We start from the raw sequence: 25,128 nt of genomic DNA, 5'->3' as shown, positions 1-25,128 counted from the left end.
CTGCTGGTGTCTATCCCGCAGGGGCGGCCGCTGCCGTGGCACAGGAACTCGGTGGGCTGAACGAGTGAACGCAGCCTGCTCCGCGGGTCAGCCCAGGGCGCGCTGATGAGGGCGAGGTGGGTGAAGGCCTGGGGGGAAGTTGCCCAGCTGCTCTCCGGTGTGGCTGATCTCTCAGGATCACGACGGACCGAACAAGATCGATCTCGCCGATACCGGCTGTTCCATCGGTCCCCGAAGCCGGGCCACCTCACGCCCCACTGCGACAGGTGACGCCAGGGGCCCACCTGCTGCCACATTCACGAGTTCCGAAGAGGCCAGGCACACGGCGCCCGGAGGTAGTTGGGCAGCCTCGAGTTGAGCGGTGAGGGAGTCGGCAGGGGCGTCGACGATGCACCCGAGGGCACGCAGGCGGTACGCGGTGTCGGCAGCCACGGCGGCGGAGAGGCCGGCCGCCGCGACCACGATGCGGGGCGCGGCGTTCAGCGCGGTGGCCGCGGCGAGCAGCCGGTCGGCGGTCAGCGTGGTGGCGAGGTCGTCGAGGGCTTCGCGGGAGGCATGGATCGTGTCGGCCAGGGCGCGGGCAGCCGGGTCGTCGTGGGGGTCCGGCGCCGGTGCGCGGGTGGGGCTCTGGCGTGCTGCCGCGATCTTCAGTTCCTGGTAGCCACGGAAGCCGAGCCGTTGGCAGGCGCGGACGACCGACGACGCCGCTGTGCCGGCCAGGGCGGCGACGTCGCTGACGCTGAGCCGCTCGTCGGCTTCACCCTCATCAACCTCGCGTACACCGGCTGCGCGGCGGTCATGGTCTGTTTCACACCGGTGCCCGAGGCCTGGGCCTGGCCCTTCATCCTGGTCTCCGCCGCGCTGGAGGTGCTCTCCCACCTCTTCCTCCTGCGCGCGTATCAGCTCGGGGACTTCGGCCAGATGTATCTCATGGCCCGCAGCACCGCCCCGCTGCTCGTGGCCGTTGCCTCCGTGACCGTGCTGGGCCAACCGCTCGCCGCCACCGAAATGGCGGGGGTTCGGGTGATCTCTGCCGGCTTGGCCGGCCTGGCCTTCGCGGACGGGTGGCCTCGGCGTGACCAACTGCCTGCGCTCGCCGCGGCGGTGGCCACCGCCGCGGCGAGCGCAGGCGACGGTCGGGACCTGAGTGTCGGCACCCTATGCCGTCCGGCCCGCCACCCGCTGCCCGGCTCCGCTCGGCCCGGGGACCGCGGCGGCCGCAGCGGCCGGGGCCGTCGACTCCCGTACGACCAGCCTCGGCCGGATGAGCAGTGACCGTCCCGCCGCAGGCGCGGAGTCGATCCGCGCCCGCAGCTGCTGGAACGTCTCCGCGGCCATCTCCGGCAGCGGCTGGCGGACCGTCGTGAGCGGGGGCTCGAAGAGGTCGGCGAGGAGGATGTCGTCGAAGCCGACCACGGAGACGTCCTGCCCCGCACTGTGTCCGGCGTCCCTGGCGCCCCGGCAGATCCCGATCGCGCACATGTCGTTGATGGCGACGAACGCGGTGGGCGGGCGCGGTCCGCCGAGGAGTTCCCTGGCGGCGTTCCGCCCCAGTTCGGCGGCATCCTTGTCACCGAACTCGGCGGTGTCGGCGCCGGGCCAGACAATCGCGTCGGCCGGGTCGAGACCGGCCGACTCCAGGGCGGCCCGGAAGCCGCGCAGCCGCTCACGGCGGTTGACGCTGTTGACCGAGCCGGAGACGAACGCCAGCCGACGGTGGCCGAGTTCGGTCAGATGACGGGTGGCGAGCTCGGCACCCATCGCGTTGTCGACACTGATGGAGGCCAGCGACGGCGGATCGCCCGCCTGCGCGGTGCGGTCGAAGGCGACCATCTTCAGTCCGCGGCTGAGCAGCGGTGTCATATGTTCGAGCGAGGGAAGCGAGGAGCACAGCACCACTCCGCTGACCCCGTCCGCGAGCAACTCTTCGCCGTACTTGAGCTCGCGGGCCGGATCGCGCTCACTGTTGCAGAGCAGTACGTGATAGCCCTCGGCGAGCGCGATGGCCTCCAGCTCACGGGCGAGCGCCCCCCAGAACGGGTTGGCGACGGACGGCACGATGAGACCGATGACCTTGATGCGACCCGTTCGCAACATCCGGGCCGCGCGGTTGGGCCGGTAGCTGAGCTGCTCGATCACCTGCTCCACGCGGGCCAGCGTGGCCGCCTGCATACGGTCCGTACGCCCGTTGAGGACATTGGAGACCGTGCTCGCGGAGACCCCCGCGGCCTCCGCGACCTGATGGATCGTTACCCCGCCCATGCCACCTCCGGTTTCGGAACGCGTCTAACCCTACCAGTGTATCGATTTACTTGATCCTGTTCACCGGTACACCCGTTAACATCCCTGAAAATTCATGCGCATCAGCTGTTGACGTCTCTCGTGAGGCGTTCCTAGCATCAGTGCATCGATTTACCAGCGCTTCTCAGCCATGGCCGGGATGTCATCGCTGGATCGATCCACAGTCTCCACCTCAAAAGGGGTGTCCCATGGAACTCAAAAGACGGTCGCTGCTTGCTGCCATCGGCGCCGGCACCGCTGCCGCCGCCCTCAGTGCGTGCGGCACCGGCACTTCGTCGGCCGGCTCCGCCGACGGCCCCGCCGAAGGCGAGATCACGCTGCTCACCCCGATCTACGAAGGCGCCGACGGCAAGACGCTGTTGGAGAAGGAGATACTCGGCGGGTTCCGGAAGAAGTATCCGGACGTCAAGGTGAACGTGGACTACACCACGTACGAACAGCTCAACGAGAAGATCACCACGGGGCTCGCGGGCGGTCTGCTGCCCGACGTGCTGATGATGGGCGTGGGCTGGATCCCGCCGTTCGCCGCGAAGAAGGCGATCGCCGAGCTGCCGGAGAAGTTCGCCACCGCGCACGACTACGAGAAGCGGGTCCTGGAGCCGTCCCGGTACGACGGCAAGCTGTACGCGCTGCCGGTCGTCCTCGACACCCGCATCGTCGTCTACCGCAAGGACCACTTCGCCGAGGCCGGCATCAAGAAGACCCCGGCGAACTGGGCCGAACTGCGCGCCGTGGCCAAGCAGCTGACCAAGGACGGCCGGATCGGTTTCGACCCGTTCTCCATCCATCTGCGCCAGTGCTGGGAGACCTTCCTCTTCGCCAACGGCGGCCAGCTGTTCAGCGCGGACGGCAAGAAGGTGCTGTTCACCGACGCCCGCGGGGTTGAGGCGCTGCAGTTCTTCAAGGACCTGATCAAGGACGGCTCCGCCGACTACGCCAAGAAGACGGACCTCGGTGCCCCGACCAACGTACAGACCGGCAAGGCGTCGATGATGATGACGTCCAGTGCCCTGTGGAAGCAGGTCGGGGACCAGAATCCGGAACTCCTCAAGGACGACAAGCTCGGGGCGTTCGTCCTCGCCAACCGCAAGCCCGCGATGCTCCAGGGCGGCACGCTTGTCACCCAGTCCGCCAGTTCCAAGCACCCCGCGGCGGCCCGTGCGCTCGTCGAGTACCTCGCGACGCCCGAGTCGATCCTCGGTGCGGCCAAGCAGCGCGGTTCGGTGCCCGGCCTGCAGGATCTCAGCGACAGCAGCTATGTGAAGGAGAACAAGTTCGTCGACCTCTCCCTGCAGAGCATGGGCCACGCGTACTCGGAGGGCGGCACCGCTGCCTGGATGGAGATCCGCGAGAAGATCAAGCCCACGCTGGAGCCCGCGATCGTGGGCGGCCAGTCCGCGAAGGACGCCATCGCGGAACTCGGCCGGCTCGCCGAGGCCGCCATCGGCCGGATGTAAGGACCCGTCACTGTGGGAGCGACATCCGTATTGAAGGCGAGGCCCGCGCCGCCGCCTTCCCCGGCCGAGCACACGGTCGCGAAGAAACGCACCGGCCGGGCACCCACCGGCCCGGGGCGCCGCAGGCAACGCGCCGGCATGCTGATGGTGGCGCCCGCGCTGCTGCACGCCTCGCTCTGGATCGGCCTGCCGGTCGTCGCGTCGGTGGTTCTGGCCTTCACGAAGTACGACGTGCTGACGGCGCCGCAGTTCGTGGGCCTGGACAACTTCCGGGACATGCTGGACGACGCGGTGTTCCGCAAGTCCATCGTCAACACCGTTGTCTACACCTTCTTCACCGTGCCGTTCGGCATGATGCTGGGGCTGCTCGTGGCCCTGGCGCTGCACACCGGGCTGAAAGCGCGGGGCATCTTCCGTACCGCGGTCTTCATTCCCCAGGTGACGGCGACCGTCGCGATCGCCCTGGTCTGGCTGTGGATCTACAACCCGGGCAACGGGCTGCTGAACACACTCCTGTCGTTCCTCGGGATCCAAGGCCCGGCCTGGCTGTCGTCGACATCGTGGGCGATGCCTTCGGTGATCCTGGTCGGCATCTGGCAGGGCATCGGCATGAAGATGCTCATCTACTTGGCCGCGCTGCAGTCCCTGCCGAAGGAGCTGTACGAGGCGGCTTCGGTGGACGGTGCGTCGAAGGTGCGGCAGTTCTTCTCGATCACCCTGCCGCTGCTGAAGCCCGCGACGTTCTTCGTGCTCATCACGTCGATGATCAGCGCGTTCCAGTCGTTCGACCAGATCTACATCCTGACCGACGGCGGCCCGGCCAACAGCACCACGATGATGACGTTCGAGATCTACAAGTCCGCCTTCCGGGAGTTCCGCATCGGCTACGCCTCCGCGCAGTCACTGGTGCTGTTCGTGCTGCTGATGGGCTTCACCCTGGTCAACCGGCGGATCATGGGAGGCACCCGTGGCCACAACTGAGCTTCAGAGGCCCGGGGTTGTGGAGAAGGCCCGGCCCCGGACGAAGGGAAAGCCGCTCTCCGTCGGCCGGATCGCGCTCTATCTGACGCTCACCGTCGTCTCACTGCTGATGGTGGCCCCGTTCGTCTGGATGGTGCTCACCTCGCTCAAGACGCCGGTCGAGATCGCCTCGCAGGACGCCGGACTGCTCCCGGAACACTGGGATTTCGGAAACTATGTCGACGCACTGAAGGCGGCGCCGTTCGCGACGTACGCACGCAACAGCTTCATCATCGCGTTCAGCCACACCGTCATCAATGTGCTGGTGGCGTCGATGGCCGGATACGCGCTGGCGCGGATCAGGTTCCGGGGCAGCGAGGTCATCTTCTACGCCTTCATCGCCGCACTGATGATCCCGACGTACACCAAGGTGCTGCCCGAGTTCCTGATCGTCCGCTTCATGCCGCTGGCCGGCGGGAACGACATCTTCGGCCAGGGCGGAAGCGGCTGGCTGGACTCCTGGTGGGCGCTCATCATTCCCGGCGCCGTCACCCCGTTCGCCGTCTTCCTCTTCCGCCAGTTCTATCTGGACCTTCCGGTCGAGCTGGAGGAGGCGGCCAGGCTCGACGGTCTGGGCGAGTTCCGGATCTACGCCAGGATCATGACGCCGCAGGTCAAGCCCGCGCTCACCACTGTGGCGCTGCTGACCTTCGAGTCGTCGTGGAACAACTTCCTCTGGCCCCTGCTGGTGACCCGTACGGACAGCCTGCGGGTGATCCAGGTCGGGCTCTCCGTCTTCAAGACGGAGAACGGCCCCCAGTGGCACTTCCTGATGGCCGGCACCACGCTGGCCACCCTTCCCATGGTCGTTCTCTTCCTCATCGGCCAGCGCTATTTCGTGCAGGGCTTCGCAACCGCCGGTCTCAAGTGACCGGTTCCGGTCCCAAGCGGCCGGGTATCGAAAGGTTTTCACTTCATGTCTGCTGATCTCAACGGCTCCCGCGCACTGGTGACAGGGGCGGGCCACGGAATCGGCCGCGCCATCGCCGTCGCTCTTGCCGAGGCCGGCGCCGATGTCGCCGTCCACTACCACTCCTCCGCCGACGAGGCCGCCAAGACGGTCTCCGCGATCGAGGCACTGGGCCGCAGGGCGAAGGCGTTCAAGGCCGATGTCACCGTGACGGGCGATGTGGACCGGCTCGTCGAGGAGGCGACCGGCTTCCTCGGCGGCCTGGACGTGCTGGTCTGCAACGCGGGCCACCTGATCGGCCGGGCCACGATCGCCGAGATGTCCGACGACCACTTCGAACAGGTCATCTCCACCAATCTGACGTCGACCTTCCGCACCGTGCGGGCCGCGCTGCCGCAGCTGACGAAGTCGTCGGCCGGGCGCATCATCACCATGTCCTCGCTGGCCGCGCACAACGGCGGCGGCCCCGGTTCGGTCGCCTACGCGGCGGCCAAGGCCGGTGTCCGCGGCTTCACCAAGGGCCTGGCCAAGGAGCTCGGCGGCACAGGCATCACGGTCAACACCGTGGCGCCCGGCTTCATCAAGGGCACCGCCTTCCACGACACGTTCACCGCGCCCGAGGCGCAGCAGGCGATGGAGGCGGGCATCCCGGTCGGCCGGGCCGGTACCCCGGAGGATGTCGCCGCCGCGGTCGTGCATCTGGCGTCGCCGTCGTCCGGCTTCCTCACCGCCACCACGGTGGACATCGACGGTGGCGTGTGGCCGCGTTGAGGCAGATCGCCCGGGAGCGGGGCGGCTGGTGGCACGCGTACGTCTGCCCGGCGCACGGTGTGGAGCTCGACCACGGTGATCTGCTCGCCGGGGTCTTCCCGGCGGGCGGTGCGCGCTGTGCGTACGGCTGCCGGGTGGATGACGAGGCGGTGCGCGGTGCCTGGCTGGTGCTGTCGCACCAGGCGTGGGCGCGGCACCTTCGGGTGCTCGCCCACCGGGGCGAGCGTGCTCAGGCGGTGGAGCGGCTCGTCGAGTACGCGGGGCTGTACGCCGAGCTCGCCACCGAACGGCACGGCGAGGCGCAGACCTGGATGCTGCGCGGCCGGCTCTTCCACCAGGCGCTGACCGACGCCATCTGGGCGGTCAATGTCGGGCACACCGTGATCACACTGGCCGCGGAGTCCACGGAACATCTGGCGGCGTTGCTGCCGCTCCTCGACGACCTGGAGCGGGCGGCGCTGGACGCCCGGGACGTGCTGACCGGTCAGGGCCACCTCGCCTCCAACTACACCGCGTGGCTCAACGCCGCGGGTGTGGCGGCGAGTCGGGGCGCTGCAGCGGCCCGTGGCCAGGAGTGGGACGGCGCCAAGCAGTGGCTGGAGGGCGAGCACGGGCTGTACGCGCATCTTCGGGTCGCGGTCGCCGGGGACGGCTGGGAGTGGGAGGGCAGCACCTACTACCACGGGTTCGTGCTGCGGGCCGCGCTGTTGGCGCTGCGCTCCATCGACCCCGCGGCCGTTCCGTCCGATGTGGTGGACGTACTGGCCGGGATGACGGACGTACTGGCGACGATCGCCACTCCGGGCGGCATTCTGCCCGCGCTGCACGACGGCCCGTATCTGCGCGGTCCGCTCGCGATGGAGTGGCTCGAACTTGTCGCATTGGCACAGCAGTTGGCGCCCTCCCCCGCTCTCGATGCGGTGGCAGGGCGGGCTCGCGACGAGCTCGGCGTACATGACGACGGGCTCGACCGCGAGCTGGGTGGATGGTTCGCGGGACCCCCGCTGCCGGAGCGTCCGGCGCCGAAGCCGGTCACGGTGTTCCCCACCGCCGGATACGCGGTGCTGCACCACGCGGGCGTCCACGCACTGCTGGACTTCGGTCCGCACGGCGGCTCGCACGGGCACCGCGACAAACTGTCGTTGTATCTGTACGGGGACACCACGCCGTGGCAGCCCGACCCCGGTCAAGTGCCCTACGCCCACGCCGAGTTCCGTGATCTGTACGCATCGACCGAGGCGCACCCCGCCTTCCGGGTGGACTACGCGGAACAAGCCGAGTGCACCGGGAAGTTGCTCGGCTCGGACGGCTCCTGCGTCACGGCCGAGGTGACGACGGCGTACGAAGGTGTGCGTGCGGTGCGGCAGGTCGCACTCGGCGAAAGCTATCTGGTCGACCTGCTGACCGTGACAGCCGAGGACAAGCGGCAGCTCACCGCGCAGCTGCGTCCCGGTGTCGCGCTGGACATCCAGCTCCAGGCCGCGGGTCCGGTGCGCACCACCTGGTACGGCGAGGAGACCCTGCACGGCTGGCACACCCACACCCCCGGCGCGGCCGTGCGTCCGGTCACCCGGCCGGGCCCCGGTCCGGCCGACGATCCGCAGTGCATGCGTACCCGGGTCGACTTCACCGCGAAGTCGGACCGGATCACCTTCGCCTCGGTGTATCAGGCGGCGTCGGCGGGCCCTGCCGTCACCGGCGTACAGCTGGACGGTGACGGACTGCTGACGGTCGCGCTGACCGACGGCAGCACCGCACGGTTCCGGACGGAGGACTGACCCTTGTTGCTCTCGGCGACCCCGCCGCCCGGTCCGCGCCTCGCGCAGGAGGTGCGTTTGTATGAGGAGGCCGCCCGCCACCGCGGGCTGAACCCGCCCCGTACGCACCCCCTGGCCAGCATCACCTGGCTGGGCCCGGCCGCCTCCAACCCGGCGCTGGCCTACCGGGTCGGCGGCGACCCGGCCCATCTGGCGGAGAGCCGCCGATGGATCGAGGCCGCGGTGCGGCTGCCGCACTGGGGCAAGGCCCATATGCCGGACCACGATCTGGACGCAGGCTGGCTGTTGCACCATCTGTCGCTCGCGTACCGGTGGATCGGCGACGATCTGCCGGACGGGGTGCGGGCACTGCTGCGGTACAAGCTGCTGCTCCAGGGGCGGCGGATGTACGAGTTCGCGGTGGCGAGCGAGGGCGGCTGGTGGTCGTCGTCGTACTGGCAGAACCACAACTGGATCTGTTACGCGGGTCTGGCGACGGCCGGCTATGTGCTGGACAAGGAGGAGTGGACCGAGCGTGCCAAGGACAACCTCGGCACGGTCCTCGATCTGATGCCCGAGGACGGTTCGCACGCCGAAGGTGTCGTGTACTGGCGCTACGGCGTGCCCTTCCTCGCCATCCATCTGGATCTCCTCCAGGAGGCGGAGGGCATCGACTGGTGGGGGCGAGGCGGTTTCCTCTCCCGCACCTTCCGCTACCGGCTGCACCAGACCGCCCCCGGCTTCGCGTTCAATGTCGACCACGGCGACTGCCACGACCGGCGCAGCGGGCACAGCGCCGGTCTGTACTACCGTCTCGCGGCCCAGTACGGCATCCCGGAGGCGCAGTGGATGGGCGATCTCGCCTCGGGTGAACTGCTGTGGCAGGAAGCCGCGGAGAGCGGGGTGCGGCCCGGAATTCTGCCGGAGGCCTACCTCGAGTACCTCTGGTACGACCCGTCCGTGGCCGGCGCCCGCCCCACCGAGACCAGGGCCTTCTTCCCGGATCTCGGTCTGCTCGCGGCCCGCACCGGTTGGGACGACGACGCCACGCTCGTCTCGTTCAAGGCAAGCCCAGGAGGTGGCCACAAGGCGTGGGAGACGTCGGCGAAGCACCGGGCCGAGCGGGGATGGGAGACCCTCAGCCAGGGGCACCACCACCCCGATTCGGGCTCCTTCGTGCTGGTCTCGCAGGGTGCGTTCCTCGCGGTCGACGAGGGCTACAGCAACCGCAAACGGGCCGCGCACCACAACCTGCTGCTGGTGGACGGACAGGGGTACGCGGACGAGGACCGCTACCACGTGTACAAGGACATCCCGTACGAGCGGCAGGCCCGGCAGCGTGATGTGCTCGCCGCCCCCGACTGCGGCTGGGCGCATGCCACGGCGGAGATCGCGGCGATGTACGACCCCGGGCTCGGGGTGCGGCGGCTGGACCGGACGCTGGTGTTCACCCCGTCGGGGCGGCTCGTGCTGCTGGACCTCGCCGACGCGGACACGGAGCGGGAATGGACGTTCCTGCTCCAGACCGACCGGCCGACCGAGCCGCAGCCGGACGGCAGCCGGCTGATCCGGTCCGGGGCGGCCTCGGCGCTGGTGCGGCAGTTCGCGCCGCTCGACGCTCCAGTCGTCTCCGAGGCCACGGAGGTCGAGGCCAATCCGACGTCGAGTACGCCGGAGCTGCGCCTCACCCGCACGCTGCACACGCTGCGTTCGACGACCGCGCGGACGTCGAACGGTCTCTTCCTCACCGCGATCACCCCGGGCGGCGGACCGGTCGCCGCCGAGCGGGTCGTGTGTGCGGAGGGCGAGGGCATCACGTTCGGCGAGGAGACCGTGCTCCTCTCCCCCGTCGCCCGTCGCATCCGTACCGCCGCCGTCTCGGCCGATGCGGCGGCGGTGCTGCTCGGCGGCGACGGCTGCGCCCCGTATGTGGTGGCGGCCACCCGGCTGGAGCTGGACGGCCGCGCGCTCCTCGATGTCCCGGAGCCGTACACAGGAAAGGTCGGCTGATCATGCAGGCAACCCTCTCGTCCGGCTGGCCGACTCTGCTGCGGCGGCTGGAGTTCGTGGCCTACCCGGCCGCCGCCGGGGCCGCGTTCGCCGTGATGTCGCTCGGTGTCGTGACCTGGCTGCCCGCGCTCGCCGCAATGGGGCACGCCCTGCAGCGGTGGCGGGCGGAGGGTGACAGCCACTGCTTCACCAACGCGTTCAGCGCCTTCCCGCAGTACTGGCGGGCCCTGTGGCGCCACTGTCTGGCGTCCACCGCGGCCGGGATCGTCCTGACGGCCAACATCATCTATCTGCTGGGCCGCTCGGAGCCGTGGACGTTCGTGCTGCTCGCCGCGCAGGTGGGCATCGCGGCCGTTCTGGTCATCCATCATGTGGCGCTCGCGGCCGAGGCGGGCCGGTCGCCGCACGGAGCGGTCCGCACCTGGTCGCGCGGTGCGCTGGCCCTCGGCTTCGGGTCCGCGGCCCGCGGCACCGCACTGCTCGGCGCGGTGATCTCCGCCGCGCTGCTCTCCCTCGTCGTACCGCTGGGGCCCCTGCTCCTCGGCCCCAGCATCCCCGTACTACTCGCTCTGTCCTTCGCAGACCCCAGGAGGCACACCCCATGAGCCGTGTACTACGCACCACTCTCGTCGCCGCGCTTGCCGCAGGCGCCCCGCTCGTCTTCCCCCCGACGTCCGTGGCCGCCGAAGCCGCCACCGCGTACTACGTGTCGCCGTCCGGCAGCGACTCCAACGCCGGTACGTCGGCGAGCGCCCCGCTCGCCACGATCCAGAAAGCTGTCGACCTGGCACCGACGGGCTCGGTCGTGAACCTCGCTTCCGGCACGTACAAGCAGGACGTCGTGACCAAGCGCGCCGGAGTCACCATCACCGGCCCGTCGAGCGCCGTGGTCAAGGGGGCCGGCGACGCCCGGATCATTCAGGTACAGCACGACTCGACGACGCTCAGCGGATTCACCGTGGACGGGCTGCACGGGTCCTCCACCGATGTGTCGGGGTACCGCCTCAAGCTCATCTATGTCATGAGCACAACTCCCGGCAATGGTGTGGGCGGTCTGCGCATCACCGGGATGACGCTGAAGAACGCCGCCGACGAATGCCTGCGGGTGCGCTACCTGGTGACCGGCGCCGACATCTCCGACAACACGATCACCGACTGCGGGGTCAATGACTTCAAGTTCGGCGGCGGCGGCAAGAACGGCGAGGGCATCTATCTCGGGACAGCCCCTGAGCAGCAGGGGGCGAACGGCGCCCCGGACTCGGCCCCCGACATCAGCAAGAACAACCGCATCCACCACAACACCATCGCCACCCAGGGCAATGAGTGCGTCGATGTGAAGGAGAACTCGACCAACAACTACGTCGAGTACAACGACTGCAGTGGTCAGAAGGACTCCAGCTCCGGTGGGCTGGACGCGCGCGGCAGCGGCAACATCTTCCGGTACAACACCATTCACGACAACGTCGGCGCGGGCATCCGGCTCGGCGGCGACACCGCAACCGACGGTATCGACACCAGTGTCTACGGCAACACCATCACCGGTAACGCGGGCGGCGGCATCAAGTTCATGCGCACGCCGCAGGGTCCGGTGTGCACCAACACGATGAGCGGCAACACCGGTGGCGACTCGGTCGGCACCTACGGCAGCGAGTACACGCCGACCGGTGTGTGCCCCCGGTGACCGGGCGGGGACCCGCGAGACGCGGGGTACTGACAGCGGCCGCAGGTCTGGCGGCGGTCGCCGCGACGGCCCCGGGCGCACAGGCCGCCGAGACGTCGAACAGCGGCATGAGCCGGTCGCGCTGGACAACGTCGTGGGCCACCGCGCAGACCGCGCCGACCGCCGTCGACGCGGTGGCGAGCGCCGGGCTGACCGACGGCACATTCACCGCCAATGTACGGCTGTCGGCAGGCGGAACGGTCCGGCTGCGCTACGGACACGCCTTCGGCACGGTTCCGGTCCTGATCGGCCCTGTGACGGCGGGCGGCCGGCCGGTGACGTTCGGGGGGCGACGGCAGGCGTGGATCGCCGCGGGCGCCTCGCTGACCAGTGACCCGGTCGCCGGTCTGCGTACCACCGAAGCGGCGGCTCTGACGGTGGAGACCCGGCTCCCCGGCCCCACCGGGCCGCTGTCCTTCCACCGCAACACCCATGCCTCGCACACCGTGGACGGCGTGCGCACCACATCGGTGTTCCTGCTGACGGGTGTCGAGGTGACGGGTGCGCACGGGCCGGTGATCGCGGTGCTCGGCGACTCCATAGCGGAGGGCGTCGGCACACCCGACGACGCCGATCTGCGCTGGCCCGACCAGCTGGCCAGGCGCCTTCCCGGTTCGGCCGTCGCCAATCTCGGCATCAGCGGCAACCGGGTGCTGCTGGACGACGCCCGGTTCGGGCCGAGCGGACAGGCACGCTTCGACCGCGATGTGCTGTCGCTTCCGGGGCTGCGGACCGTACTCGTGCATCTCGGTGTCAACGACCTCCAGCAGCCGCCGAGCCAGACCGATCCGGCGCGGGTCCTTGCCGGGTACCGACAGCTGGTGCTTCGCGCCCGTAACGCAGGGCTGCGGGTGGTCGGCGCGACCGTCACCCCGTTCGGGGGCTGGACCCGCTGGACGCCGGAGCTGGAAGCGGTGCGGCAGCAGGTCAACGCGGCGCTCCGGACCGGCCGGGTCTTCGACGCCGTCGCCGACTTCGACGCGGCACTGCGCGACCCGGAACAACCGTCGCGGATGCTGCCCGCGTACGACAGCGGCGACGGACTGCACCCCAACCCCGCCGGTCATGCCGCGCTCGCCGCGGCCGTCGACCGCCGACACCTTCTGTGAGGGCCGCATCATGAACCCAGGCACCACTCCGGGCGCCACCCGCCGCACCGTTCTCGCCGGGGCGGCGGCGCTCGGCGCAGCCGCCGCCCTGCCGCTCACGCTCACCGCGGCCACCGCGCACGCGATGGCCGGGAACGCCGCCGTCGATGACGCCGCCTCCCTGCGCACCCGCTGGCACACCCTGCTCACCGGCGGCCCGGGGCTCGACCTGACGGACCCGCAGATCGCCGCGGCCGTGGCCAGGATCGGCAAGGCCGCCACCACCTCGGCGAAGGGCCTCGACCCGACCCGTACCGACGGGCTGTTCCCCGATCTGACCAGCACCACGCTCTCCAACCACGTCACGACATCGTTCAAGAGGCTCGCCACGGTCGCGACCGCGTGGGCCGTGCCCGGCACTCCTCAGTACGGTGACACCGCGCTGCGCGATCTGCTGCTGGCGGGCATCGACTGGATGCTGACGAACCGATACGGCCCCGGCCACACCCGGTTCGACAACGACTGGGACTGGGAGATCGGCTCCGCGCTCGCCCTCAACGACGCGACCGTGCTGCTGTACGACACGCTCGGGACGGAGCGGCTGGGCCGGATCAACACCGCTGTCCGGCACTACACGCCCGACCCGAACCTCTGGCGGGCCGACCGGCAGATCGCGACCGGCGCCAACCGGGTGTGGATCTCCACCGTCGTCGCCGTCAACGCCGTGCTCAGCGACAACGGCGACGATCTGGCCCGGGTCCGTGACGCTCTTTCGGACGTCGAGGGTTCGGGTGCCAACAGTGTCCTCGCCTTCAACGACGAGGGCGCGGCGGCGGAGGGTACCGGCGAGGGCTTCTACTCCGACGGTTCGTTCCTCCAGCACTACAAGCACCCGTACAACGGCGGGTACGGCAAGGAGTTGCTCAACAACCTCTCCCGGCTGCTGAACCTGCTCGCGGGTACGGCGTGGACGGTCACCGACCCCGATCTCGACAACGTCCGCAGCTGGGTCGACGACGGCTTCGACCCGCTGCTGGCGCGCGGCGATGTGATGGCATCGGTGTGCGGGCGCGAGATCGCCCGCCCCAGCAAGCAGGGCCATGTCTCGGCGCAGACGGTCATCGAGGCGGTGGTGCGACTGATCCCGAGCTTCCCCGGCGAGACGGCCGACCGGTTCACCGCCCTGGTCAAGCAATGGATCGCCGAGGACACCTACCGGGACTTCCTCGCCGTCACCGATCTCGCCTCGCTCGTCGCCGCCCGGCAGGTCATCGCCTCCCCTGTCCCTGCGCGCGGGCCGCTGGTCGCGCACAGGCAGCACCCGCGGATGGACAAGGCGGCCCACCACCGGCCGTCCTTCGCGCTCGGCATCTCCGCGTACTCGTCCCGGATCTACAACTACGAGTCGATCCAGAACGAGAATCTGCACGCCTGGCACCTCTCCGACGGCATGGTCCTGCTGTACACCGACGACCTCGGGCACTACAGCGAGGACTACTGGCCGACCGTCGACCCGGCCCGGCTGCCCGGCACCACCGTCATCGCCGGCCGGCCCTCGGACGCGGCGGGGCAGCGCACGACCAGTACGGCTGACTGGGCGGGCGGCACCGCACTGCCCGGGACGACGCTCGGTGCCTACGGCATGGAGCTGCGGGCGTACGGAAGTTCGCTGCACGGGCTGAAGAGCTGGTTCTGCCTGGACGATGTGATCGCCTGTGTCGGCTCGGGCATCACGTCCGACGCGGGCACGGCCGAGACGGTCGTGGAGAACCGGAAGCTCCGCGACCCGAAGGCGGCCCTGCTCGTCAACGGCACGGCCGCGCCCACGGACGCCGGCTGGTCGGCAGAGCTCGGCCAGGTGCGGTGGCTGCATGTCGCCGGGACCGGCGGCTACGTCTTCCCCGAGCCCGCCACGCTCCACGGCCTGCGCGAGGACCGCACTGCGACCTGGCGCGAGATCAACCTCAAGTACGGCACGGACACCCCGGTCACCCGCCCGTATCTGACGCTGTGGCAGGACCACGGCACCGCGCCGAGCGGGGCGGGCTACTTCTGGCTGCAGGCCCCGGCGGCCTCCGCCGAGCGTACGAAGCGGTGGTCGTCCGCGCCTCCGGTGAAGCTGATCGCCCGCTCCACCGCCGTGCATGCGGTACGCCGCTGCGCGGACGGACTGGTCGCCGCGAACTTCTGGACCGCGGGCACCGTGCAGAACCTGGCATCGGACGGTCCCGCCTCGGTGCTCGTACGACCGGACGGAAAGACGGTGAGAGTGTCACTGTCCGACCCGACACAGCTGCGGTCCTCGGTGGTCCTGGACCTGGCGCAGCGCGGTCTGACCATCGCCTCCGCCGATCCGGGTGTCAGCGCCGCACCCACCGGCAACGGCATCCGGATCACCGCCGACACTGCTGAACGCCACGGTGCAACCCTCAACCTCACCCTGAAGAGGAGCTAGACCCTTGCTGTTCGACATGGATCTGGACCGGCTGCGCGGCTACCGGCCGGAACCGGAGGAGCCGGCCGACTTCGACGCCTTCTGGGAGAAGACGCTCACCGAGACGGCCCGCCACACCCTGGACGCCGAGTTCGTCCCGTACGACGCCGGGTTCGCGACCGTCGATGTACTCGATGTGACGTTCCGCGGCTGGGGCGGGCAGCCCGTGAAGGCATGGCTGATGCTACCGAAGGCACGCTCGGGTCCGCTGCCCGCCGTGGTGCAGTACATCGGCTACAACGGCGGCCGGGGCATTCCGTACTCCTGGCTGACCTGGAGCGCACTCGGATACGCACATCTGGTCATGGACAACCGGGGCCAGGGCGGCGGCGGCAAGAACACCGCGGACACCCCTGACATCGGCCCCGACGGGCACGGCTCGTCCTCCCCCGGCTTCCTGACCCGCGGCATCGAGGACCCGTACCGCCACTACTACCGGCGGCTGATCACGGACGCGGTGCGGGCGGTGGACGCGGCGAAGGCCCATGAGGCGGTGGACGCTTCCCGGGTGGCCGTGCTCGGGGGCAGCCAGGGCGGCGGGCTCGCCCTGGCCGTCGCCGGGCTGCGCGACGACATCGCGGCGGCGGTCGCCGATGTGCCGTTCCTCTGCCACTACCGGCGTGCCTCGCAGATCACGGACGCCGGACCGTATGCGGAGATCGCCCGCTGGCTGTCCGGACACCGCTTCCGGATCGACGAGGCGATGGAGACCCTGTCCTACTTCGACGGGGTCAACTTCGCGGCACGGGCGACCGCCCCGGCGTGGTTCTCGGTCGGTCTGATGGACAGGATCTGCCCGTCGTCCACGGTGTTCGCCGCGTATCACCGCTATGCGGGTCCGGCCGAGATCGAGGTGTTCACGTACAACGGGCACGAGGGCGGCGCGGAGTACGACCTGCCGCGCAAACGCGACGCGCTGCGTGGCGTGTTCGGACGCTAGCGCAAGAAGGTCACCGGCCCAGCGCCGCCATCGCGGCGTTGTGGCCGGGAACCCCGCTGACCCCGCCACCGCGTACGGCGCCCGCCCCGCACAGCAGCACATTGGCGTGCGCCGTCTCCACACCCCACCGGCCGGTGGATTCGGTTGCGTGCGGGAAGGCGAGGTCCCGGTGGAAGATGTGGCCGCCGGGCAGCCGCAGATCCTGTTCGAGGTCGAGCGGTGTCTTCGCCTCGATGCACGGCTCGCCGTTCTCGTCGCGTGCCAGGCAGTCGGTGATCGGCTCGTCCAGGTGCGCGTCGAGTTCGGCGAGCGTGGCCGTCAGCAGCTCGGCGCGTGTCGCCGCGTTGTCGGCGGCGAAGAGCCGGGCGGGGGTGTGCAGACCGAAGAGGGTGAGGGTCTGGTAGCCGCGGGCGGCAAGGTCGGGGCCGAGGATCGACGGGTCGGTCAGCGAGTGGCAGTAGATCTCGGACGGCGGAGCGGCGGGCAGCCGGCCCGCCGCCGCGTCCCGGTGGGCTTCGGCGAGCTGCCCGTACCCCTCGGCGATGTGGAACGTGCCGGCGAAGGCCTCGCGCGGGTCGACTGAGCGGTCACGCAGTCGGGGCAGCCGGGTGAGCAGCATGTTCACCTTCAGCTGCGCGCCCTCGGCCGGGGTGGGCGGCTCGTCCCCGAGGAGGGCGGCGAGGGCCTGCGGCGAGGCGTTGACGAGGACCCTGCGGGCCGTGACGACGTGTTCCGCTTCGGGCGAGCGGACGGTGACCTCGGCCCGTGTTCCGTCGGTCTCGATGCGGGTCGCCTCGTGCCGTACGCGGATCTGAGCCCCGGCCTCGCGGGCGGCACGGGCGAGGGCGTCGGTGAGCGCGCCCATGCCGCCGACCGGGACGTCCCAGTCGCCGGTGCCGCCGCCGATGACGTGGTAGAGAAAGCAGCGGTTCTGGAGCAGGGACGGATCGTGCGCATCGGCGAAGGTGCCGATCAGGGCATCGGTGAGAACGACTCCGCGTACGAGGTCGTCATGGAAATTCTTCTCGACGGCGACACCGATGGGCTCCTCGAAGAGTGTCCGCCAGGCCTCCTTGTCACCGATCCGCTCACGCAGCGCGTCCCGCGTCGGCAGAGGTTCGATGAGAGTCGGAAAGGCCCGCTCGGCGACGCGTCGCGTCATGCCGTAGAAGCGCTGCCACGCCTCGTACTCCCGGTCCGAGCCGGTGAGTGCGGCGAAGGAGTCCCGGGTACGGTCCCCGCCGACGAGCAGCCCGGTTGCGTGCCCACCGCGCACGGTCGGGGTGTACGAGGAGACAGTCCGCTTGCGTACGGCGAAGTCCAGGCGGAGATCGCGGACGATCTTCTGCGGCAGCAGGGACACGAGGTACGAGTAGCGCGACAGTCGGGCGTCGACCCCGTCGAAGGGGCGGGTCGAGACGGCCGCTCCGCCGGTGGTGGCGAGGCGTTCCAGGACCAGGACGGACTGTCCGGCACGGGCGAGGTAGGCGGCGGCGACCAGACCGTTGTGGCCGCCGCCCACGATCACTGCGTCATAGCTGTCGGGTGCGGGCATGACCCTTCGTAGCACGGACGATCAACCCTGACCAGAGGCTGTGGCGTCCGGTCAGTGCGGCGGCACTCCCCGCCCGCGGCGCAGCGCCGCGACCCGGCGGTACAGCTCTACGGCCTCCGGTCCCCGGCCGAGCTGCTCCAAACAGTGTGCCTCGTCGTTGCGGGCGGCGAGGGTGTCGGGGTGGTCGACGCCGAGGACGCGTTCGCGGGCCGCGGCAACCTGGCGGTAGACGGTGAGTGCGTCGGCCCAGCGGCCGAGCCAGCCGAGGCCGACGGCGACCTCGCGGCGGCTGACGAGGGTGTCGGGGTGGTCGGGTCCCAGGACGCGTTCGCGGACCGCGCACACGTCGCGCGCCTCGGCGAGCGCTTCCTCCCAGCGGGCGAGGCGCCCCAGATTGACACCGAGGCCGTGGCGGGCGCGGAGCGTCTCGGGGTCGGCGGGGCCTCCCACCCTGGTCCGGTCGTCGACGAGGGCGCGGTACAGCTCCAGGGCCTCAGCACTGCGGCCCAGGCGGCCGAGGCTGATGCCTACCTCGTAGCGGGCGGAGAGCGTGTCGGGATGGTCGGCGCCGAGCGACCTCGACCGGGCCTGGACGACTTCGCGGTAGGTCTGCAGGGCCTCCGTCCAGCGTCCCAGCCGGCCGAGCGTGTACGCCACTTCGTAGAGCGTGACCAGGGTGTCGGGGTGGTCGGCACCGAGCAGGCGGGAACGGGCCGACGCCACGTCCCTGGCCATCCGGTACGAGTCCTCCAGACGGCCGAGCCTGCTGAGGTTGAAGGCGAGGTTGTGGCGGCAGCGCAGGGTGTCGGGGTGGTCGGGTCCCATCGACCGTTCCCTGGAGGCGAGGACTGTCGCGTACACCTGATGGGCCTCGAAGTGCCGGCCGAGCCGGCCGAGGACGTACGCCATCTCCTGGCGGGCCGCGAGGGTCTGCGGGTGGTCGGGTCCCAGGGTGCGTTCGCGACCCTGGGCGACGCGGCCGAACTCCCGCAGGGCGTCCGACGTGCGCCCGGTGCGGCTGAGGGTGAAGCCGACCTCGTACCGGCTGGAGAGGGTGTCGAGGTGGTCGGGGCCGAGGGCGTGCTCGCGTTCGGCGGCGACCGCACGATGTACCTCGCCGGCCTCCTCCCAGTGGCCGAGCCTGCCCAGGTTGAGGCCCGCGCTGTGCCGGTTGGCGAGGATGGAGAGCAGTTCCGGCGACGGGGCCGGCCGCTCGGCCCTGACCTGTGGCAGCTCTCCGGCGAGGTGTCGCATGTCGGTGCCGGTGGTCCACTCGCCGGTGAGGTCCGCCAAGTGGTCGGGCGGCGCGAGCCCGAGGGCGCCGGACGCCTTGTGTCCGGTGGTCATGCCGCGGGTCCAGGCCGGCAGCTCCTGCCCTGGACGCACGACGGGAACGGGCGGCGCGAGCCGTACCTGTCCCGAAGGCTGGAGTTGCGGCTGCTCGCCGGTGCGGCCGACGGCGATCCGCTGCCGCAGGTCGCCCGCGTCGACGGGCCGCTCCTCCGGGGTCTTGGCCAGCAGTTCCAGAACGACGCGGTCGAAGAATACGGGGAGTTCGGCCCGGTGGTTGCGCAGTGGCTCGGGCTGGGTGTCACGGTGCCCGACGAGAACGGCCCAGGCGTCTTCGAGGTCGAACGGCGGTGCTCCGGTGGCGATCTCGTACAGGACGCAGCCCAGTGAGTAGAGGTCGCTGCGGTGGTCGACATGGCCGCCGCTGATCTGCTCGGGCGACATGTAGTGCGGGGTGCCCATGGCTATGCCCGTACCGGTGAGGCGGGAGGTGAAGCCGATGTCGTGGCCGAGCCTGGCGATGCCGAAGTCGCAGATCTTCACCGTGCCGTCGGCCAGCCGCATGATGTTGGCGGGCTTGAGGTCACGGTGCACGATGCCCTGCTGGTGGGTGTAGCCGAGGGCGTCGGCGACCTGTTCGGCGATGTCGACGATGTCGGGCACCGGCAGCGGATGCTGCTTGTTGTCCTCCAGGATCTGGCTGAGGTTACGGCCGTCGAGGAGTTCCATCACCAGGTAGAGAACGCCCTCGTGCTCACCGAAGTCGTGGACGACGGTGACGCCGCGGTGCTGGAGCGCGGCAGCGACGCGGGCCTCACGGCGGAAGCGTTCGCGCAGGATGCGGGTGAAGGACTGGTCGTGCTGGGGCCCCATCGGCTTGAGGCATTTGACGGCCACGTGACGGCCGAGCGACTCGTCGCGGGCGCGCCATACCTCGCCCATGCCTCCGCGCCCGATCAGATCGAGCAGTCGGTACCGGCTCTGGATCAGCCTGGTGTCCGCCATCGCCTGCTGTCTCCCCCGTCGCTTCGCCTACCCCTGTGCCCTCCCCGGCCCGTCCAGTATGGCGGCCTGGCTGCGCAGTTTGTACGGGGTGGGGCGGCTGCCGGGACCGAGTCGGGCCATCGCGTTCAGAATGTGACCGGGCGGGAGTTGCCAGCGGAGCCGGGAGGGAATGCAGCGCAGGGCGGTTCCGGCGGCGCGCAGGCGGCGGTCGACGGTGGGCACGGGCCCCACGGGTCTGCCGTAGAGCTCATGGGCGTACGGGGGCAGTGACTGGTAGGCGAGTGCCGCGACGCGCCGCCACACCAGTGCGCGCGCCGGTACGAGCAGCGGATGAACGGGGGGACGGCGCAGGAAGTCGTCCACGTCCAACGCCTCCGGGGATGCGGCGAGTTGTGGCCGCACCCGTTCGAAGTAGGCGGCGAGCTGGGTGGTGGTGGCCGGCACGTCGGAGGGGTCCAGGCCGACGAGACGCGCGCTGCGGCGGTGCTCGTCGATGTAGCGGTCGGCCTGGGCGTCGGTGAGCGGGAAGCCGGAGCGGCGTTCGACCTGGAGGTAGGAGTCGACCTCGGCGCAGTGCACCCACAGCAGCAGCTCGGGTTCGTCGACGCCGTACGTCTCCCCGGTCACCGGGTCGGTGACCTTGAGGAGCCGGTGGATCCTGCGGACCCTGGCACCCGCCTTCTCGGCCGCTTCGGTGGTGCCGTAGGTGATCGTTCCGACGAAGCCGGCCGTTCGCATCAGCCGCCCCCAGGCGTCCTTGCGGAAGTCGGAGTTCTGCATGACGCCTCGTACGGCGCGCGGGTGCAGCGCCTGGAGGTAGAGCGCACGCACTCCGGCGACCCACATCATCGGGTCGCCATGCATCTGCCAGGTGACGGATTCGGGTCCGAAGAGTCCCGGGTCGGCGTCCACCATGTCCGCTCGTACCTCCCGCTCGGCGGCGTACGTACGCAAAGGATGCGCTCACCGCCGTACGCGCGGCATCCCCAGGCCGATCCACGAGATGATCTCCCGTTGGATCTCATTGTTGCCGCCGCCGAAGGTGAAGATGACCGCGGACCGGTATCCGCGTTCGAGTTCGCCGTGCAGTACGGCGCCCGCCGACCCTTCCTTCAACGGTCCCGCCGAGCCGACGACCTCCATCAGCCAGGCGTAGGCGTCGCGGCGTGCCTCGGAGCCGTAGACCTTGACCGCGGAGGCGTCCTGCGGGGTGAGGGTTCCGTTCTGGACCGCGGACACCATCTGCCAGTTGAGGAGCCTCATGGCGTCGAGCCTGGTGTGGGTGCGGGCCAGGAGGGCGCGGACCCAGCCGAGGTCGATGACGCGGCGGCCGTCGGTGAGCCGGGTGTCCGCCGCCCAGTGCTGGACGTTGTGGAGGGCGCGGATGGCCATGGTGCCGTGGGCGGCGAGGGTGACGCGTTCATGGTTGAGCTGGTTGGTGATGAGCCGCCAGCCCTTGTTCTCGTCGCCGACGCGGCGGGAGACGGGGACGCGGATGTTCTCGTAGTAGCTGGCGGTGGTGTCGTGCGAGGCGAGGGTGTTGATGATGGTGCAGGAGTAGCCGGGGTCGCTCGTCGGGACGAGGAGCATGGTGATGCCCTTGTGGGGCGGGGCGTCCGGGTCGGTGCGGACGGCCAGCCAGACCCAGTCGGCTGTGTCGCCGTTGGTCGTCCAGATCTTCTGCCCGTTGACGACATAGTCGTCGCCGTCGCGCACGGCCCGGGTCTTGAGCGCGGCGAGGTCCGTGCCCGCGTCGGGTTCGCTGTAGCCGATCGCGAAGTCGATCTCACCGGCGAGGACCTTCGGCAGGAAGTAGTCCTTCTGTTCGTCGGTGCCGAACTGCATGATCGTCGGGCCGACGGTGTTGAGGGCCATCAGCGGCAGCGGAACGCCCGCCTGGGCGGCCTCGTCGAAGAAGATGAACTGTTCCATCGGGGACAGGCCGCGTCCGCCGTACTCCGTCGGCCAGCCGACGCCGAGCCAGCCGTCGGTACCGAGGCGCCGGATCGTCTCGCGGTAGAAGTTCTTCTGGGAGGAGGGGTCGGCGGAGGGGGTACCTCCCGTGCCTTTTGGGCTACGGGGGCGCGCGTAGGCGTTGTCGGGGACCAGTCCGGCGAAGTACGTACGCAGTTCGGCGCGCAACTGCTGCTGTTCAGGCGTGTATTCGAGGTGCACGGCCCCTCCAGGAGTCTCGCGGTCGCGTCGCCCGTGTGCGGCGGCGCACACAGTAGAACGTGTTGCAGGAATCCGGAAGGGCCAGGACGTCTTCGGCGGGCGTCAGCGCTTGACGGCGCGCAGGACGACGAACTTCGGGTCGCCCGCGACCGTGGTGCAGTTGCCGAAGGTCCGGCGCAGCTGGGTGTGGTAGCCGAGGTGCCGGTTGCCGACGACCCACAGCTCGCCGCCCTGCCGCAGTGCGGCGCGAGCCCCGTGGAACATGTTGCGGGCCGTTGCGTCGGTGGTGGCCTGGTGGGAGTGGAACGGCGGGTTGTTGAGCACCAGGTCCACACTGGCGGGCGGCAACTGTGCCGGCCCGTCGCCGACCACGAAGTCGGCCTTGGCATCCGGGCCGGTGTTGGCCCGGAAGGTCTCTTCGGCGGAGGCGACCGCCTGGTACGACTCGTCGATGAAGGTGACCGTCGCTTCGGGATTGGCGAGCGCGGCGGACAGCCCGACGACGCCGTTTCCGCAGCCGAGGTCGACCACCCGGTCGGGGCCGCTGCGCGCGGGGAGATGGCCGAGGAAGAAGCGGGTGCCGATGTCGAGGCGCTCGGCGCAGAAGATCCCGGCATGGTTGGTGACCGTCCGGCCGGAGACCGGACCGATGCCCTCGGGCAGGTCGTAGCGGTACGGCCAGGGGCTCGGCGTACGGGCCAGGGCCGGGTCCGGGGTGCAGAAGATGAGCCGGGCCTTCTTGACCGCGAGGGAGGTACGGGTCGGGCCGATGATCCGCTCGAAGAGTTTGAGGGTGGAGGTGTGGATCTCCTTGACCATGCCGGCGCCGATGACGACGGTGCCCGCATGGACGGCCGGCGCGAGCCGGTGGAGCTGGTCCTCCAGGAGCGCGAGGCTCTTCGGGACACGTACCAGCAGGACGTCGATACGGTCCGGCGGTGTGTCCCTGGCCGACAGGAGGCGTACGGCATCCGCGTCCACGCCGTTGCGGTCCAGATTCACCAGGGTCGCGCGCTGCGCCAGGTAGGAGTCGGTGATCTGTACGGGGCGGTGCCCGGCCAGCACGGTGCTCAGGGCGCCCCAGCGGTCGCCCACCACGACCACGGCGCCCGACAGGTCGACCGTTTCCGACTCGTCGAATCCCTCCAGCCGCCGCAGCAGATACTCATCGGCAGCGTCCCAGGCACGGAACGGGTCGCGCGGGTCATCGGGGAAGCGGGCGAGGTCGTACCCGGCCCCTGACGTAGTCAAACGGTTCATATTGCACCCCAGGCTAGCCGAGCTGCGGGGAGCGCCCACACACTCCCCGCGTCGGCCGCCGGGCCATGCACTACGGCAGCGTCTTGTCGATCGCCGACCGGCCCTCCCGGGCGAGCCGGCGCTCCGCCCACTGGAGATTCTTCGGAGTCAGGTCCCGCCCGGAGGCGAGCACCAGGTCCTCTGCCGACGGATTGTCGCTCCCGCCGGTGTGCAAGAGGCTGTCGGGAGTCACTCCCCGAGCTGCGGATACGGATTCGGGCTCGTCGCTCATGCCGCCTCCTCGTCCTTTCGGTCATTCTCGCCCCGCGCCCGGCCCGCCGCATCCGATACCTCCCCGATCCGTTCCCGGCGCCACGGACAAGCCATTACTTGACCTGCACATGATAGGTACACAGCGTTCACACCATGGTCACGGTACGTGTGGAAGGCTCCCGCTGACCGCATACCACACGACCGCCGCAGCGCCGCTCCCCACCTTGTAACAGGCGTCGCGGCGCCCGCATTTTCGGAGAGGACACCCCACATGTCCCGTCGTCACCTTCATTACCGGCGCCCCCTGCTGGCGACCCTTGCCGCGTTCGCGGTACTCGCCGGCACCGCGGCCGCCGCGCCCGCCGCCACACCCCAGGCCGCGCCGGTCGCCGCGACACCGCTCGGCGCTCTCGACGACACGTACTACCAGGACGCGCTCGGCAAGTCCGGAACCGCACTCAAGAGCGCTCTGCACACGATCATCAGCAGCCAGACCAAGATCTCCTACAGCCAGGTCTGGAACGCCCTCAAGAACACGGACGAGGACCCCGCCAACCCCTCGAACGTGATCCTCCTCTACTCCGGGCGCTCCGAACCCGAGAACGACAACGGCGGCTCGGTCGGCCAGTGGAACCGCGAGCACGTCTGGGCCAAGTCCCACGGCGACTTCGGCACCGCCACCGGCCCCGGCACCGACATCCACCACCTGCGTCCGGAGGATGTCACCGTCAATTCCATCCGCGGCAACAAGGACTTCGACAACGGCGGCAGCGCGGTCAGCGGCGCACCGGGCAGCTACACCGACAGCGACTCCTTCGAACCGCGCGACGCGGTCAAGGGCGATGTGGCCCGCATGATCCTCTACATGGCGGTGCGCTACGAGGGCGACGACGCCTTCGCCGACCTCGAACCCAACGACAGGGTGTCCAACGGCTCCGCACCGTACATCGGCCGCCTCTCGGTACTGAAGGCGTGGAGCCAGGAGGACCCGCCGGACAGCTTCGAGAAGCGGCGCAACGACGTCATATTCGACCAGTACCAGCACAACCGGAACCCGTTTATCGATCACCCGGAATGGGTCGAGTCCATCTGGTAGAGGGACAGAACCGGACCAGCTCCTTCG

Annotated in this window: 20 protein-coding genes; 12 read left to right on the top strand and 8 right to left on the bottom strand. The window is 70.0% G+C overall.

Annotated features, from left to right (window positions below; genetic code table 11):
• Window positions 1–177: 177 nt before the first annotated feature.
• On the bottom strand, window positions 178–990 hold the full coding sequence (locus OG953_RS39575) for a MurR/RpiR family transcriptional regulator (RefSeq protein WP_405690598.1): 813 nt from the start codon (window positions 988–990) through the stop codon (window positions 178–180).
• 168 nt (window positions 991–1,158) lie between these two features.
• The gene (locus tag OG953_RS39570) at window positions 1,159–2,262 is read right to left on the bottom strand and encodes a LacI family DNA-binding transcriptional regulator (RefSeq protein WP_405690596.1); all 1,104 of its coding nucleotides are present in this window, start codon (window positions 2,260–2,262) and stop codon (window positions 1,159–1,161) included.
• Between the two features lie 227 nt (window positions 2,263–2,489).
• Here OG953_RS39570 and OG953_RS39565 point away from each other — a divergent pair, with 227 nt between their 5' ends.
• The 11 genes from OG953_RS39565 to OG953_RS39515 are packed head-to-tail and all read left to right on the top strand — an operon-like array spanning window position 2,490 to window position 16,468.
• Window positions 2,490–3,758 carry an ABC transporter substrate-binding protein gene (locus OG953_RS39565; RefSeq protein WP_405690594.1) on the top strand — a complete coding sequence of 423 codons (1,269 nt, stop codon included), beginning with the start codon at window positions 2,490–2,492 and terminating at the stop codon, window positions 3,756–3,758.
• 12 nt (window positions 3,759–3,770) lie between these two features.
• Complete coding sequence (locus OG953_RS39560) at window positions 3,771–4,739, top strand: carbohydrate ABC transporter permease (RefSeq protein WP_405690592.1); 969 nt, start codon at window positions 3,771–3,773, stop codon at window positions 4,737–4,739.
• Window positions 4,726–5,649 (top strand): carbohydrate ABC transporter permease, encoded by a 924-nt coding sequence (locus OG953_RS39555; RefSeq protein ID WP_405690590.1) that lies wholly within the window; start codon window positions 4,726–4,728, stop codon window positions 5,647–5,649. The genes OG953_RS39560 and OG953_RS39555 overlap by 14 nt, the downstream gene beginning before the upstream one ends.
• A gap of 45 nt (window positions 5,650–5,694) precedes the next feature.
• Complete coding sequence (locus OG953_RS39550) at window positions 5,695–6,459, top strand: SDR family NAD(P)-dependent oxidoreductase (RefSeq protein ID WP_405690588.1); 765 nt, start codon at window positions 5,695–5,697, stop codon at window positions 6,457–6,459.
• A complete protein-coding gene (locus tag OG953_RS39545) occupies window positions 6,447–8,237 on the top strand; it encodes a heparinase II/III family protein (protein ID WP_405690586.1) in 1,791 nt (596 codons plus the stop codon). The genes OG953_RS39550 and OG953_RS39545 overlap by 13 nt, the downstream gene beginning before the upstream one ends.
• A gap of 51 nt (window positions 8,238–8,288) precedes the next feature.
• Entirely contained in the window at window positions 8,289–10,226 is a 1,938-nt protein-coding gene (locus OG953_RS39540) for a hypothetical protein (protein ID WP_405690584.1), read from the top strand.
• A 2-nt stretch (window positions 10,227–10,228) separates the two neighbouring features.
• Entirely contained in the window at window positions 10,229–10,831 is a 603-nt protein-coding gene (locus tag OG953_RS39535; protein ID WP_405690582.1) for a DUF624 domain-containing protein, read from the top strand.
• Window positions 10,828–11,907, top strand: a complete 1,080-nt coding sequence (locus OG953_RS39530; protein WP_405690580.1) for a DUF1565 domain-containing protein — start codon at window positions 10,828–10,830, stop codon at window positions 11,905–11,907. Before OG953_RS39535 ends, OG953_RS39530 begins: the two co-directional genes overlap by 4 nt.
• Window positions 11,904–13,055: an SGNH/GDSL hydrolase family protein gene (locus OG953_RS39525; RefSeq protein ID WP_405690578.1), complete on the top strand. Its 1,152-nt coding sequence runs from the start codon at window positions 11,904–11,906 to the stop codon at window positions 13,053–13,055. Before OG953_RS39530 ends, OG953_RS39525 begins: the two co-directional genes overlap by 4 nt.
• Before the next feature lie 10 nt (window positions 13,056–13,065).
• Window positions 13,066–15,489: a polysaccharide lyase 8 family protein gene (locus OG953_RS39520; protein ID WP_405690577.1), complete on the top strand. Its 2,424-nt coding sequence runs from the start codon at window positions 13,066–13,068 to the stop codon at window positions 15,487–15,489.
• A gap of 4 nt (window positions 15,490–15,493) precedes the next feature.
• The gene (locus OG953_RS39515; protein ID WP_405690575.1) at window positions 15,494–16,468 is read left to right on the top strand and encodes an acetylxylan esterase; all 975 of its coding nucleotides are present in this window, start codon (window positions 15,494–15,496) and stop codon (window positions 16,466–16,468) included.
• Between the two features lie 10 nt (window positions 16,469–16,478).
• On the opposite strand, the gene OG953_RS39510 is transcribed toward OG953_RS39515, so the two are convergent.
• The 6 genes from OG953_RS39510 to OG953_RS39485 form a co-directional block, all read right to left on the bottom strand.
• The gene (locus tag OG953_RS39510; RefSeq protein ID WP_405690572.1) at window positions 16,479–18,023 is read right to left on the bottom strand and encodes a phytoene desaturase family protein; all 1,545 of its coding nucleotides are present in this window, start codon (window positions 18,021–18,023) and stop codon (window positions 16,479–16,481) included.
• Between the two features lie 51 nt (window positions 18,024–18,074).
• Window positions 18,075–20,318, bottom strand: a complete 2,244-nt coding sequence (locus OG953_RS39505) for a tetratricopeptide repeat protein (RefSeq protein ID WP_405690570.1) — start codon at window positions 20,316–20,318, stop codon at window positions 18,075–18,077.
• A gap of 27 nt (window positions 20,319–20,345) precedes the next feature.
• The gene (locus tag OG953_RS39500; RefSeq protein WP_405692333.1) at window positions 20,346–21,233 is read right to left on the bottom strand and encodes an oxygenase MpaB family protein; all 888 of its coding nucleotides are present in this window, start codon (window positions 21,231–21,233) and stop codon (window positions 20,346–20,348) included.
• A 48-nt stretch (window positions 21,234–21,281) separates the two neighbouring features.
• Window positions 21,282–22,493, bottom strand: a complete 1,212-nt coding sequence (locus tag OG953_RS39495; RefSeq protein WP_405690568.1) for an acyl-CoA dehydrogenase family protein — start codon at window positions 22,491–22,493, stop codon at window positions 21,282–21,284.
• 102 nt (window positions 22,494–22,595) lie between these two features.
• Complete coding sequence (locus tag OG953_RS39490; RefSeq protein ID WP_405690567.1) at window positions 22,596–23,753, bottom strand: methyltransferase; 1,158 nt, start codon at window positions 23,751–23,753, stop codon at window positions 22,596–22,598.
• A gap of 70 nt (window positions 23,754–23,823) precedes the next feature.
• Window positions 23,824–24,024, bottom strand: coding sequence for a hypothetical protein (locus OG953_RS39485; RefSeq protein WP_405690565.1), 201 nt, complete (start codon window positions 24,022–24,024; stop codon window positions 23,824–23,826).
• A gap of 252 nt (window positions 24,025–24,276) precedes the next feature.
• Here OG953_RS39485 and OG953_RS39480 point away from each other — a divergent pair, with 252 nt between their 5' ends.
• Complete coding sequence (locus OG953_RS39480; protein WP_405690564.1) at window positions 24,277–25,101, top strand: endonuclease I family protein; 825 nt, start codon at window positions 24,277–24,279, stop codon at window positions 25,099–25,101.
• Window positions 25,102–25,128 lie beyond the last annotated feature (27 nt).

Origin of the sequence: Streptomyces sp. NBC_00057 (assembly GCF_045041165.1) — a bacterium.
Lineage (GTDB): Bacteria > Actinomycetota > Actinomycetes > Streptomycetales > Streptomycetaceae > Streptomyces.
The sequence above is the reverse complement of the archived record's forward strand: the minus strand, read 5'-3'. Positions and strand labels throughout refer to the sequence as shown.